The following is a 14,503-nucleotide window of genomic DNA, read 5'->3' as shown; positions in this document are numbered from 1 at the left end:
GAGAAAAAAAGCGTAGCCGGCAGAGGGAATAGAAATAAAAATGCCCGGTGACGCAAAGTTCACCGGGCATTGAAGGGATTATGTACGACGCTAACCTATCGGCTTACACCGCAGTCTGGAAAATAACCCCGTCCGCCTTTTCGGTATACTGACCCAGCTGGTCGAAGTTCAGATAGCGGTAGGTATCCGCCGCTGTCTTATCCACCTGCGCAACATAGGTCTGATACTCTTCCGGCGTTGGCAATTTACCGATAAGCGCCGCAACTGCCGCCAGCTCCGCAGAGGCCAGGTAAACGTTAGCACCGGTGCCTAAACGGTTCGGGAAGTTACGGGTTGAGGTCGAAACCACCGTCGCACCGTCGGCAACGCGCGCCTGGTTACCCATACACAGGGAACAGCCAGGAATTTCGATGCGCGCACCGCTCTTACCGAACACGCTGTAGTAGCCTTCTTCAGTCAGCTGCGCCGCATCCATACGGGTTGGCGGCGCCACCCACAGACGAGTCGGCAGCTGGCCTTTATGATTGTCCAGAAGCTTACCCGCCGCGCGGAAGTGACCGATATTGGTCATGCAGGAACCGATAAACACCTCATCGATCTTCTCACCCTGCACGTCGGACAGCAGGCGAGCATCGTCAGGATCGTTCGGAGCACAGAGAATTGGCTCTTTAATATCGGCCAGATCGATCTCGATCACCGCTGCATACTCTGCATCCGCATCGCCTTCCAGCAGCTGCGGATCCGCCAGCCATTTTTCCATGCCCTGGATACGACGTTCCAGCGTACGGCGATCGCCGTAGCCTTCAGCGATCATCCACTTCAGCAGGACAATGTTGGAGGTCAGGTATTCAACAATCGGCTCTTTGTTCAGCTTGATGGTACAGCCGGCAGCCGAACGCTCGGCAGAAGCATCGGTAAGCTCAAACGCCTGCTCGACCTTCAGATCCGGCAGACCTTCAATCTCCAGAATACGACCGGAGAAGATGTTTTTCTTACCTTTCTTCTCAACGGTCAACAGACCCTGTTTGATGGCATACAGCGGAATCGCATGAACCAGATCGCGCAGAGTAATGCCCGGCTGCATTTTGCCTTTGAAACGCACAAGCACTGATTCCGGCATATCCAGCGGCATAACGCCGGTTGCTGCGGCAAACGCTACCAGACCAGAACCCGCCGGGAAAGAGATACCGATCGGGAAACGCGTGTGCGAGTCACCGCCGGTCCCTACGGTATCCGGCAGCAGCATACGGTTCAACCATGAGTGAATAACGCCGTCACCCGGACGCAGCGATACACCGCCACGGTTCATGATAAAGTCCGGCAGCGTATGGTGGGTGGTAACATCAACCGGCTTCGGATAAGCGGCGGTGTGGCAGAAGGACTGCATCACCAGGTCGGAAGAGAAGCCCAGGCACGCCAGGTCTTTCAACTCATCGCGGGTCATTGGACCGGTCGTGTCCTGAGAGCCCACGGACGTCATCTTCGGTTCGCAGTACGCGCCTGGGCGAATCCCGGCTACGCCGCATGCGCGACCTACCATTTTCTGCGCCAGAGAGAAGCCGCGATTGCTTTCCGCCACATCTTTTGCCTGACGGAACACGTCGCTGTGCGGCAGACCCAGCGCTTCACGCGCTTTGGTCGTCAGGCCGCGGCCGATAATCAGCGGAATACGGCCACCGGCGCGCACTTCGTCGATCAGCACATCGGTTTTCAGTTCGAAGGTCGCCAGCAGTTCGTTGGTTTCGTGGTTACGCACTTCGCCTTTGAACGGATAAACGTCAATCACGTCACCCATATTGAGGTTGTTTACATCAACCTCAATCGGCAGCGCGCCCGCATCTTCCATGGTGTTGAAGAAGATCGGTGCAATTTTGCCGCCGAGAACCAGGCCACCGCCGCGTTTGTTCGGCACGTGCGGAATATCGTCGCCCATAAACCACAGTACCGAGTTGGTGGCGGATTTACGCGAAGAACCGGTACCAACAACGTCGCCAACGTATGCCAGCGGGAAGCCTTTTTGCTGCAGGGCTTCAATTTGCTTAATCGGGCCAACGGCGCCAGGCTGATCCGGATCGATACCTTCACGAGCGTTTTTCAGCATCGCCAGAGCGTGCAGCGGAATATCCGGGCGGGACCAGGCATCAGGTGCCGGAGACAGATCGTCGGTGTTGGTTTCACCGGTCACTTTAAACACGGTGACGGTGATTTTGTCAGCCAGCTGAGGACGGCTCAGGAACCACTCAGCGTCAGCCCAGGACTGCATCACCTGTTTGGCATATTCATTGCCCGCTTTGGCTTTCTCTTCTACATCATAGAAGTTGTCGAACATCAGCAGGGTATGAGACAGCGCTTTCGCGGCGATCGGTGCCAGCTTTGCATTGTCCAGCGCGTCAATCAGAGGATGGATGTTGTATCCGCCCTGCATGGTTCCCAGCAGTTCGATAGCTTTTTCAGGGGTAACCAGTGGGGAGGTCGCTTCGCCTTTGGCGATCGCGGCAAGGAATCCGGCTTTAACATAGGCGGCTTCGTCGACGCCCGGCGGTACGCGGTTAATTAACAGGTCTAACAGGAATTCTTCTTCACCCGCAGGCGGGTTTTTCAGCAGTTCTACCAGCGCGGCCATTTGGGTTGCATCTAAGGGCTTTGCAACAATCCCCTCGGCGGCACGCTCAGCTACGTGCTTACGGTATTCTTCTAGCACGACGGTTCTCCTCGCTCTCATTGTAAAATGCGGTAGGCGATTCTCTTCACGCTCCTGTGAGACAGCAGTTTGTAGGGTAAATGCCCGATACCGCGTCGGCAGCATAGCAGGATTTTGGCGGGGTGTTAATCTGTTTACAAAAAAGCAACATTAAAAATTAGCTGAATCGTTAAGGGCAGAATATTGCAGGTTTTCTGGCCGTTTAGCGGTATATAAAATTAATTCTGTTACATCTTGCTGGCCCAAATCCCAACATTAATCAAAAACCCAAATTCGCTCTCTTTATACTTTGCCAATCCCCCATTTTTCGATAAAACGCTGTCGAAATGGGCCAATCTCTGTGCCGGGAGTTATTATGACGCTGCCTTTGAAACCCCACGTGCTCGCACTGCTTTGCAGCGTCGGGTTATTAGCTGCCTCAGGTACGCTGTATGTTAAAAGCCGGGAACCACAAACCGCTGTCGAGCCCCCTACCGTTGCGCAGGCCGCCCCGGCATCCATCGCCGTTCAGCCAGTCCCGGCGTCCTATTCTCACGCGCAGATTGACCAATGGGTCGCGCCGGTTGCGCTTTACCCGGACAATCTATTGTCGCAGGTGCTGATGGCCTCCACCTACCCGAGCAACGTCATCCAGGCGGTGCAGTGGTCACAGGACCATCCCACCATGAAAGGGGACGCTGCGGTACAGGCGGTAGCAAATCAGCCCTGGGATCCCAGCGTGAAATCGCTGGTCGCCTTCCCTCCGCTGCTCGCCTTAATGGGTGAAAATCCCCCATGGGTGGAAAATCTGGGTGATGCGTTTCTTGCGCAGCCGCAGGACGTGATGGACTCGGTGCAGCGCCTGCGCGCCATCGCCCAGCAAACCGGAACGCTAAAATCCACGCCGCAGCAGAAAGTCATTACGTCCAGGCACTCTGCGGCCTCTGCGCAGCCAACTGCCACCGTTTCCGCTAACAGCAGTACCGATGCCTCCCGCTCTTCCGCCCAGGTGATTCGCATCGAATCCACCGATCCGAACGTTGTCTATGTACCAGCCTACAATCCCACGGTGGTTTACGGCTCCTGGCCCAATACCGCCTATCCACCGGTCTACTTACCACCACCTCCCGGTGAGCAGTTTGCCGATAGCTTTGTAAAAGGTTTTGGTTTTAGCCTCGGTGTCGCCACCACCTACGCCTTATTCAGCAATATCGACTGGGATGACAATGACCATCATGATGATCATCACGGCGACTACGTGCACAATGGCGATAACATCAATATCAACGTCAATAATTTTAACCATCTCACCGGGCAGAACCTGCCGGGAAATTATGCCAGCTGGCACCATAACCCAGCCTGGCGCGGTAATATTGCCTATCCGAATGACAACGTTACCCAGCGTTTCCATCAGACCAGTGTACCCGGCGGGCTTAGCGCAACTCAGCATCAGCCTGCCGATCGCAACGCCCAGCGTCAGGCGGCGATGACCCAGCTCCAGCGACGAACCGGACATTCTCCGGATGCCCAGTCACAACAGCTACACCAGGTGGCTCAGCGCAATAATTCTCGCGGCTACGACACAACACCATCGCTTAAAAACGGCGCCGCACGACCACCGCTCCTGGAAACGGGAAACAATCAGCGTTCAGTACCAGAGCACCCGCAACGCCGCGAGGCTTTTCAGACCACAGCGCCCGAACAACGTCAGCCGAAGCTGGTTGGCCTGCAGGCCAATACCCTGAGCGGAAACGATATTCACTCTACCTCATGGCTGTCTCAACGGGAACGCGGCCTGCAGAGCGCGCGTCTATCCGGTGTAAGCAGCGAGCCCGGAGAACATCTTTCCGAACGTCGTGAACTGCGCCGGGAGAAGCTCCCGACCCGTTAGGGCCTGGCCTTTAGCCCACTATCAGGATGGTGATAGTCAGAGAGTGACCTGAACCATCAGCTTTCTGACCAACCAGACTGATAAGGTTTGAAGGAAAATGTCCGGGGCGCGATTACGCCGCCGGACCGCCGGGATAAATTAGCCCTGGTGGGGCATCAAAGAGGGGTCGCCCGCGAAAGCCGGTTTAGTGCTGCTCAGCGCCGCTTCGTCAGCGCTGATGCTACCGGAGTTCGCCGCCCATACGCCTTCGCGAGTCTTCGTGATCTGCTGATGCTGCATATTCAAATCCTGCCCCATCGCCGCAATATGAGCGCTTTCGGTACCGCCGCTGTTATCAGCCCAGGGGATAACGGCATCCGCCGCGCAGGCCATACCAGAAACCAAAGTGGCCGCCAGCAGCGCCGTCGTTAAAAATCTTTTCATTGCATACCTCACACATAGTTAACTTGCTATAAGTTTATAGGGTTACTATTTTCAAGGTATTAATGAGTTATGCAGTTTTATTAACAGCGACACAGTTCTAAACATCAGACATAAAAAAAGCGGCTCAGTGAGCCGCTTTTTCATTTTGCCTGAAAGAAAAACTTACTTTTTCTTCGCTTTCGCGTTCGGCAGGTCGGTAATGCTACCTTCGAAGACTTCTGCCGCCAGGCCAACGGACTCGTGCAGAGTCGGGTGAGCGTGGATGGTCAGCGCAATATCTTCTGCGTCACAGCCCATTTCGATCGCCAGACCGATTTCACCCAGCAGCTCGCCGCCGTTGGTGCCGACAATCGCTCCGCCGATAACGCGGTGGGATTCTTTGTCGAAAATCAGTTTGGTCATACCGTCAGCGCAGTCGGAAGCGATAGCACGGCCAGAAGCAGCCCACGGGAAGGTGGCGGTTTCATAGCTGATGCCTTTCTCTTTCGCTTCTTTTTCAGTCAGACCAACCCATGCAACTTCTGGTTCGGTATAAGCGATGGACGGAATCACTTTCGGGTCAAAGTAGTGCTTCATGCCGGCAATAACTTCGGCGGCAACGTGACCTTCATGCACGCCTTTATGCGCCAGCATTGGCTGACCGACGATATCGCCGATAGCAAAGATGTGCGGTACGTTAGTACGCAGCTGTTTGTCAACGCGGATGAAGCCACGCTCGTCAACTTCAACGCCTGCTTTACCGGCATCAAGGTTTTTACCGTTCGGCACGCGGCCGATAGCCACCAGAACGGCATCGTAGCGCTGCGCTTCAGCCGGCGCTTTTTTGCCTTCCATGGAAACGTAGATACCGTCTTCTTTCGCTTCAACGGCGGTAACTTTAGTTTCCAGCATCAGGTTGAATTTCTTGCTGATGCGCTTAGTGAAGACTTTTACGACGTCTTTATCAGCCGCCGGGATCACCTGGTCGAACATCTCAACCACGTCAATCTCTGAACCCAGCGCATGGTATACGGTACCCATTTCCAGACCGATGATACCGCCACCCATAACCAGAAGGCGTTTTGGTACGGTTTTCAGCTCCAGCGCATCGGTGGAGTCCCATACGCGCGGATCTTCATGCGGAATGAACGGCAGTTCGATCGGACGGGAACCCGCCGCGATGATAGCGTTGTCGAAGTTGATCACGGTTTTGCCGTTTTCGCCTTCAACTTCAAGGGTGTTAGCGCCGGTAAATTTACCCAGACCATTAACAACCTTCACCTTACGCCCTTTGGCCATGCCAGCCAGACCGCCGGTCAGCTGAGTGATGACTTTTTCTTTCCAGGTGCGAATCTTGTCAATGTCGGTTTTCGGCTCACCGAAAACGATGCCGTGTTCGGCCAGCGCTTTCGCTTCTTCGATAACTTTCGCTACGTGCAGCAGTGCTTTAGAAGGGATACAGCCGACGTTCAGGCAAACACCGCCCAGAGTGCTGTAACGTTCTACGATGACGGTTTCCAGACCTAAATCAGCGCAACGGAAGGCAGCAGAATAACCTGCGGGACCAGCCCCAAGTACCACGACCTGAGTTTTGATTTCAGTACTCATCATGACCTCTGTAATTTGTATCCGGCGGGTCTGACGCTATTGTTTTTACGCCCATGTCCACCGGGACGTTCTATCCGCCTGCATTTTACAAAATTGTTAACAATTTTGAAACAACAAACGGCAAACGATTTTGTCCTTTATTGCTGGTAACGTCAAAACGGATAAGAGATTACCAGAAAAAAGCCGGCCGTCAGGCCGGCTTTTCGCTTACATCACCAGGCGGCGAATATCGCTCAGCATGTTGTTGATGATGGTGATAAAGCGCGCACCATCAGCACCGTCGATCACGCGGTGGTCGAAGGACAGAGAGATCGGCATCATCAGACGCGGAACAAACTCTTTACCATTCCACACCGGCTCCATCGCAGACTTGGACACCCCGAGGATAGCCACTTCCGGCGCGTTAACAATCGGCGCGAAGTGGGTGGTACCCAGGCCGCCGATGCTGGAGATAGTGAAGCAACCGCCCTGCATTTCGCCAGCGGTCAGCTTACCATCACGCGCTTTCTTAGAAATCACGGTCAGTTCACGAGACAGCTCGGTTACGCTCTTCTTGTTCACATCTTTAAAGACCGGAACCACCAGGCCATTCGGGGTATCAACCGCTACGCCGATGTTGATGTATTTCTTCAGCGTCAGACGCTGACCATCTTCAGACAGCGAGCTGTTGAAGCGCGGCATCTGCTCAAGCGCAGCGGCAACGGCTTTCATGATGAAGACAACCGGGGTGAACTTCACGTCCAGCTTACGCTTCTCAGCTTCGGCGTTCTGCTGTTTACGGAACGCTTCCAGATCGGTGATATCGGTTTTGTCGAAGTGGGTAACGTGCGGGATCATCACCCAGTTACGGCTCAGGTTAGCACCAGAGATTTTCTGAATGCGGCCCAGTTCAACTTCTTCCACTTCACCAAACTTGCTGAAGTCCACTTTCGGCCACGGCAGCATGCCCGGGATACCGCCACCGGTTGCCGCAGGCGCAGCTTCAGCGCGTTTCACCGCGTCTTTCACGTAAGCCTGAACGTCTTCGCGCAGGATACGGCCTTTACGCCCCGTACCTTTCACTTTCGCCAGGTTGACGCCGAATTCGCGCGCCAGGCGACGAATCAGCGGAGTCGCGTGAACGTAAGCGTCGTTTTCAGCAAACTCAGATTTGCCTTCTGCTTTCGCAGCAGGAGCCGCGGCAGGTTTAGCAGCCTGAGCCGGTGCTGCAGCAGGAGCCGGAGCAGCGGCGGCCGGGGCCGCAGCAGGCGCAGCGCCTTCCACTTCGAAGACCATAATCAGAGAGCCGGTGGAAACTTTGTCACCGGTGTTGATTTTGATCTCTTTCACGGTACCCGCGAACGGCGCCGGCACTTCCATTGAAGCTTTATCGCCTTCAACGGTAATCAGTGACTGTTCAGCGGCAATTTTATCGCCCACTTTCACCATCACTTCAGTAACTTCAACTTCATCACCACCGATATCCGGGACGTGAACTTCTTTAGATCCCGAAGCGGCCGGTGCAGCAGCAGCCGGAGCGGCTTCCGCTTTTGCCGGAGCCGCTGCAGGCGCAGCGCCCGCCACTTCGAAGATCATGATCAGGGAACCAGTGGACACTTTGTCGCCGGTGTTGATTTTGATCTCTTTCACGGTGCCCGCGAACGGCGCCGGCACTTCCATAGAAGCTTTATCGCCTTCTACGGTGATCAGCGACTGCTCAGCGGCGATGGTGTCGCCCACTTTAACCATGATCTCAGTGACTTCAACTTCGTCACCGCCGATATCCGGTACGTGAACTTCTTTCACGCTCGCGGCTGCCGGTGCAGCAGCGGCCGGAGCGGCTTCTTTCTTCTCTTCCTGCGCAGGTGCAGCGGCTGCTGCACCATCGGCGGAATCGAAAATCATGATCAGTTTACCGGTCTCGGTTTTGTCGCCGACGGAGACCTTGATCTCTTTAACGATGCCAGCCTGCGGAGACGGAACTTCCATAGAGGCTTTGTCGCCCTCTACGGTGATCAGCGACTGTTCAGCTTCAACCTTGTCGCCCACTTTGACCAGAATCTCGGTGATTTCAACTTCATCAGCCCCGATGTCCGGTACTTTGATTTCGATAGCCATTATTCTTTTACCTCTTACGCCAGACGCGGGTTAACTTTATCTGCATCGATATTGAATTTAGTGATGGCTTCCGCAACCACTTTCTTATCGATTTCGCCACGTTTAGCCAGTTCGCCGAGCGCTGCTACCACTACATAGGAAGCGTCAACTTCGAAGTGGTGACGCAGGTTTTCACGGCTGTCAGAGCGACCGAAGCCGTCGGTACCCAGTACGCGGTAATCATCAGCCGGTACGTAAGTACGAACCTGCTCAGCGAACAGTTTCATATAGTCAGTAGATGCTACTGCCGGAGCGTCGTTCATCACCTGAGCAATGTACGGAACGCGCGGAGTTTCCAGCGGGTGCAGCATGTTCCAGCGTTCACAATCCTGGCCATCGCGCGCCAGTTCAGTGAAGGAGGTGACGCTGTAAACGTCAGAACCTACGCCGTAGTCTTTAGCCAGGATCTGTGCCGCTTCACGAACGTGACGCAGGATAGAACCGGAGCCCAGCAGCTGAACTTTACCTTTGCTACCTTCAACGGTTTCGAGTTTGTAGATACCTTTACGGATACCTTCCTCGGCGCCTGCTGGCATTGCCGGCATGTGGTAGTTTTCGTTCAGGGTGGTGATGTAGTAGTAAACGTTCTCTTGTTTCTCACCATACATACGCTCCAGACCATCATGCATGATGACCGCAACTTCGTACGCGTAAGACGGATCGTAAGAGATACAGTTCGGGATAGTCAGAGACTGAATATGGCTGTGGCCATCTTCGTGCTGCAGACCTTCACCGTTCAGCGTCGTACGGCCGGAAGTACCACCGATCAGGAAGCCACGAGCCTGCTGGTCGCCTGCCTGCCAGCACAGGTCGCCGATACGCTGGAACCCGAACATGGAGTAGTAGATGTAGAACGGGATCATCGGCAGATTGTTGGTGCTGTAGGAGGTCGCAGCAGCCAGCCAGGATGCGCCTGCGCCCAGCTCGTTGATACCTTCCTGCAGAATCTGACCTTTCTCGTCTTCTTTGTAGTAAGCAACCTGCTCACGGTCCTGCGGAGTGTACTGCTGGCCGTTCGGGCTGTAGATACCGATCTGACGGAACAGACCTTCCATACCAAAGGTACGCGCTTCATCGGCAATAATAGGCACGAGGCGGTCTTTGATGGATTTGTTCTTCAGCATCACGTTCAGGGCACGAACGAACGCGATAGTGGTAGAGATCTCTTTATTCTGCTCTTCCAGCAGCGGGCCGAAATCTTCCAGCGTCGGCAGCTCAAGCTTCTCGGTGAAGTTCGGCTGACGGCTCGGCAGATAGCCGTGCAGTTTCTGACGCTGAGCGTGCAGATAGGTATGCTCTTCGGAACCTTCCGGGAAGGTTACGTACGGCAGTTTTTCAATATCAGCGTCGGCAACCGGCACGTTGAAACGATCGCGGACGTAACGAACGCCGTCCATGTTCATTTTCTTAACCTGGTGGGCGATGTTCTTACCTTCGGCGGTGTCACCCATGCCGTAACCTTTAATGGTATGGGCGAGGATTACGGTAGCTTTGCCTTTAGTTTCCTGCGCTTTTTTCAGTGCAGCGTAAACTTTCTTCGGATCGTGACCGCCGCGGTTCAGGGCCCAGATCTGCTCGTCAGTCCAGTCGGCAACCAGCGCTGCGGTCTCCGGATATTTACCGAAGAAGTGCTCACGCACGTAAGCGCCGTCTTTGGATTTGAAGGTCTGGTAGTCGCCATCAACGGTTTCTTCCATCAGCTGGATCAGCTTACCGCTGGTATCTTTACGCAGCAGCTCATCCCAACGACCGCCCCAGATAACCTTGATAACATTCCAGCCAGCACCGCCGAAGATGCCTTCCAGTTCGTTAATGATTTTGCCGTTACCAGTAACCGGGCCGTCAAGACGCTGCAGGTTACAGTTGATAACGAAGACCAGGTTGTCGAGCTTCTCACGGGTAGCGATGGTGATCGCGCCTTTGGATTCCGGCTCGTCCATCTCGCCGTCGCCGAGGAAAGCGTAAACGGTTTGTTTAGAGGTGTCTTTCAGGCCACGGTGTTCCAGATACTTCAGGAATTTAGCCTGATAAATCGCCCCGATTGGGCCCAGACCCATAGAGACGGTCGGGAACTGCCAGAATTCCGGCATCAGTTTCGGGTGCGGATAAGAGGACAGACCTTTACCGTGAACTTCCTGACGGAAGTTGTTCATCTGCTCTTCAGTCAGACGACCTTCCAGGAAAGCACGCGCATAGACGCCCGGAGAGATGTGACCCTGGAAGTAAACCAGGTCGCCGCCATCCTGCTCGTTGCGTGCGCGGAAGAAGTGGTTGAAACACACTTCGTAAAAGGTTGCAGAAGACTGGAAGGAAGCCATGTGGCCGCCCAGTTCGAGATCTTTTTTCGATGCGCGCAGAACGGTCATGATGGCGTTCCAGCGGATCGCAGAACGGATACGACGTTCCAGATCCAGATTACCCGGGTATTCCGGCTCATCTTCAACGGCAATAGTGTTTACGTAACCGCCGGTCGATGCGCCAGCAGCCACTTTCACCCCGCCTTTGCGGGCTTCAGAAAGGAGTTGGTCAATAAGATACTGAGCACGCTCAACACCTTCTTCACGGATGACCGATTCGATCGCCTGTAGCCAGTCGCGAGTTTCGATCGGATCCACGTCATTTGGTAAACGTTCTGACATGGGGGGTATTCCTTATCTATCTAATCGTTGATTAATCTGGAACCTGTCCCATTGCGCTCTTTGTTCTTCATACTTCTGGCTGTCTCTTCGTTGGCTACGCTTCCTCACCCCAGTCACATAGTTCACTATGCTCCCGGAGATTCGCGCGCTTGCCGCCGCGATACACCCAAAATTATTTTGAACAACTAAAAGTGCAATAAGACAGGTTCTGCGTTTAGTTGCCGCGCTCTAAAAATGGCGCTTAAGAACCGGAGTTCTCATCCTTTCGTTGCTGTAGACGACGCAATGAGCGTTCCCGACGGCTCTGCTCACGGCTACGATCCAGCAAAATTTCCTCAATGAACGCCAGGTGACGATGCGAGGCTTCACGCGCCTGCTCCGGCTGCCCGGCGATTATCGCCTCGAAAATTCGAGTACGATGATTGCTGACCTGCGGGAGCATCTCCCGACGGGCATACAACAATTCAAAATTTTGGCGAACGTTCTGGGCCAGCATCGGCTCCATACAGCGTAGTAGATGAAGCAGCACCACATTGTGCGCCGCTTCGGTGACGGCTATTTGATACTGAACGACGGCATCAGATTCGGCATCAAGGTCGCCGGACTGCTGAGCCCGTTCAATAGCCTGATGCAGTTCGCGAATGCGCTCGCGATCTTCATCGTTGCTGCGCAGCGCTGCGTAATAAGCCGCAATACCTTCAAGCGCGTGACGGGTTTCCAGCAGATCAAATTGGGATTCAGGGTGGTCGGACAGTAGCTCTACCAGCGGGTCGCTGAAGCTCTGCCACAGGCGGCTTTGTACAAAAGTTCCTCCCCCCTGGCGACGAAGCAACAACCCCTTAGCTTCGAGGCGTTGAATAGCCTCACGCAGCGAGGGACGGGAAACGTCGAACTGTTTTGCCAGTTCACGTTCAGGCGGAAGTTTTTCACCGGGGCGCAACGTCCCCTCAAGAATCAAAAACTCCAGCTGCTGCTCTATCACATCGGATAATTTTGGTTGGCGGATCTTGCTGTAGGCCATATTCCCTGTCTCTGCCATTAGCCCGGAGTCAATTGGTCTTACCAATTCATAGTTCGTATCGCTAAAGTAACAAAGTATTCACCTTCTGTCCATACAGGTTTTGATTGAAATCATTAAAGCAGGCACGTTTTAACAACCTTACAGAAATAACATTTCATAAATGTAACTTTGCACAAATGTTGTGTTTACCAATAAAGAGGTAGCGTTAACTTAATCGAAACGAAAAAATACGCTATTTGAACCGATTCAACTCGGTAATGTGCGAATATAAATTCAACAAATATGAATAAATGACAGGAAAAAGGTCGGTCGCAATTATTGAGACAGGATTTACAAATGGTTTCTTTTTGTTCGCTTCGTCATCATCCCTTCATAAAGCAGGTGCATTCATTGCCGCTTATCACTATTCTCCATGATGCGAAAGGCCTTTTCATGAATTACCACCCTGCCTTGCGTAAAGAAATTAGTACACAAACGGAATTTGATAAGTACACAAACACAACAATATGTGCGTTGCATCACCAGGGGCAGAACGGACCGCAGGCTCACTGAAATTTCGCTGACTATGCTATCAGGCAGGGACGGACAGCGAAGAAGTCACCCGAAGGATGACGCGTACAAACATAATAAACATAACCACACACGAGGTTTCATGATGGAAGGTCAACAGCATGGCGATCGGCTAAAGCGCGGCCTGAAAAACCGCCATATTCAGCTTATTGCCCTGGGAGGTGCTATCGGTACCGGGTTATTCCTGGGTAGCGCATCCGTCATCCAGAATGCTGGTCCCGGTATTATTCTGGGCTACGCGATTGCCGGTTTCATCGCTTTCCTGATCATGCGTCAGCTGGGCGAGATGGTCGTTGAAGAGCCGGTGGCTGGTTCATTTAGCCACTTCGCTTACAAATACTGGGGCGGCTTTGCGGGTTTCGCTTCCGGCTGGAACTACTGGGTTCTTTACGTGCTGGTAGCCATGGCCGAACTGACCGCCGTCGGAAAATACGTGCAGTTCTGGTGGCCGGAAATCCCTACCTGGGTTTCGGCGGCGGTGTTCTTTATCGCTATCAACGCTATCAACCTGACTAACGTTAAAGTGTTCGGCGAGATGGAGTTCTGGTTCGCCATCATCAAAGTTGTCGCCGTAGTGGCGATGATCCTGTTCGGCGGCTGGCTGCTGTTCAGCGGCAACGGCGGCCCGCAGGCCACGGTGCGCAACCTGTGGGAGCAAGGCGGATTCTTACCGCACGGCTTCAGCGGGCTGGTGATGATGATGGCGATTATTATGTTCTCGTTTGGCGGCCTGGAGCTGGTGGGCATCACCGCGGCCGAAGCGGACAATCCGGAGCAAAGCATCCCGAAAGCGACCAACCAGGTTATCTACCGGATCCTGATTTTCTATGTGGGTTCGCTGGCCGTTCTGCTCTCTCTGCTGCCGTGGAGCCGCGTGACCGCCGATACCAGCCCGTTCGTCCTGATTTTCCATGAGCTGGGCGATACCTTTGTCGCTAATGCCCTGAACATTGTGGTTCTGACCGCAGCGCTTTCCGTTTATAACAGCTGCGTTTACTGCAACAGCCGTATGCTGTTCGGTCTGGCTCAGCAGGGGAATGCGCCAAAAGCGCTGATGAGCGTTGATAAACGCGGCGTGCCGGTCAATACCATTCTGGTATCAGCGGTCGTGACCGCCCTGTGCGTACTGATCAACTACCTCGCACCAGAATCCGCATTTGGCCTGCTGATGGCACTGGTGGTTTCTGCTCTGGTGATCAACTGGGCAATGATTAGCCTGGCGCATATCAAATTCCGTCGCGCTAAGCAGCAGCAGGGCGTAGTCACCCGCTTCCCGGCGCTGTTTTATCCGCTAGGTAACTGGCTGTGCCTGCTGTTTATGGCCGGAGTACTGGTTATTATGCTGATGACCCCGGGGATGGCAATTTCCGTCTATCTGATCCCGGTATGGATTGCCGTTCTCGGCGTCGGTTATCTGTTTAAGCAAAAAACCGCCAGCGCCGTTAAAGCATAATCATACATCTCCTGAATCTGTGCCCGCCCACCGCCGGCGGGCACAGCGCATTGTTACCTGCTTCACACTTTCCCCGCGACAACCGATTTATCCATATCGTTGC

Annotated in this window: 8 protein-coding genes; 2 read left to right on the top strand and 6 right to left on the bottom strand. The window is 54.0% G+C overall.

Annotation, left to right across the window (positions count from 1 at the left end; genetic code table 11):
* Window positions 1-103: 103 nt before the first annotated feature.
* Entirely contained in the window at window positions 104-2,701 is a 2,598-nt protein-coding gene (acnB, locus tag GJ746_RS04525) for a bifunctional aconitate hydratase 2/2-methylisocitrate dehydratase (RefSeq protein WP_154679119.1), read from the bottom strand.
* Window positions 2,702-3,056: 355 nt separating this feature from the next.
* Between acnB and GJ746_RS04520 the strand changes: the two genes are divergently transcribed.
* Window positions 3,057-4,571 carry a DUF3300 domain-containing protein gene (locus GJ746_RS04520; RefSeq protein ID WP_154679118.1) on the top strand — a complete coding sequence of 505 codons (1,515 nt, stop codon included), beginning with the start codon at window positions 3,057-3,059 and terminating at the stop codon, window positions 4,569-4,571.
* 138 nt (window positions 4,572-4,709) lie between these two features.
* On the opposite strand, the gene GJ746_RS04515 is transcribed toward GJ746_RS04520, so the two are convergent.
* The 5 genes from GJ746_RS04515 to pdhR form a co-directional block, all read right to left on the bottom strand.
* Window positions 4,710-4,994: a hypothetical protein gene (locus GJ746_RS04515; RefSeq protein ID WP_154679117.1), complete on the bottom strand. Its 285-nt coding sequence runs from the start codon at window positions 4,992-4,994 to the stop codon at window positions 4,710-4,712.
* A 162-nt stretch (window positions 4,995-5,156) separates the two neighbouring features.
* Window positions 5,157-6,581 (bottom strand): dihydrolipoyl dehydrogenase, encoded by a 1,425-nt coding sequence (gene lpdA / locus GJ746_RS04510; RefSeq protein WP_004098637.1) that lies wholly within the window; start codon window positions 6,579-6,581, stop codon window positions 5,157-5,159.
* A gap of 207 nt (window positions 6,582-6,788) precedes the next feature.
* Window positions 6,789-8,678, bottom strand: a complete 1,890-nt coding sequence (gene aceF / locus GJ746_RS04505; RefSeq protein ID WP_154679116.1) for a pyruvate dehydrogenase complex dihydrolipoyllysine-residue acetyltransferase — start codon at window positions 8,676-8,678, stop codon at window positions 6,789-6,791.
* Window positions 8,679-8,692: 14 nt separating this feature from the next.
* Window positions 8,693-11,356: a pyruvate dehydrogenase (acetyl-transferring), homodimeric type gene (aceE, locus tag GJ746_RS04500; protein ID WP_154679115.1), complete on the bottom strand. Its 2,664-nt coding sequence runs from the start codon at window positions 11,354-11,356 to the stop codon at window positions 8,693-8,695.
* Window positions 11,357-11,597: 241 nt separating this feature from the next.
* Window positions 11,598-12,377, bottom strand: coding sequence for a pyruvate dehydrogenase complex transcriptional repressor PdhR (gene pdhR / locus GJ746_RS04495; RefSeq protein ID WP_154679114.1), 780 nt, complete (start codon window positions 12,375-12,377; stop codon window positions 11,598-11,600).
* Between the two features lie 652 nt (window positions 12,378-13,029).
* On the opposite strand from pdhR, the gene aroP reads away from it, so the two are divergent.
* Window positions 13,030-14,400: an aromatic amino acid transporter AroP gene (aroP, locus tag GJ746_RS04490; RefSeq protein ID WP_195908798.1), complete on the top strand. Its 1,371-nt coding sequence runs from the start codon at window positions 13,030-13,032 to the stop codon at window positions 14,398-14,400.
* Window positions 14,401-14,503: the final 103 nt, after the last annotated feature.

Origin of the sequence: Klebsiella oxytoca (assembly GCF_009707385.1) — a bacterium.
Taxonomy (GTDB): domain Bacteria; phylum Pseudomonadota; class Gammaproteobacteria; order Enterobacterales; family Enterobacteriaceae; genus Klebsiella; species Klebsiella oxytoca_C.
This window is presented reverse-complemented; position numbering and strand designations above follow the sequence as displayed.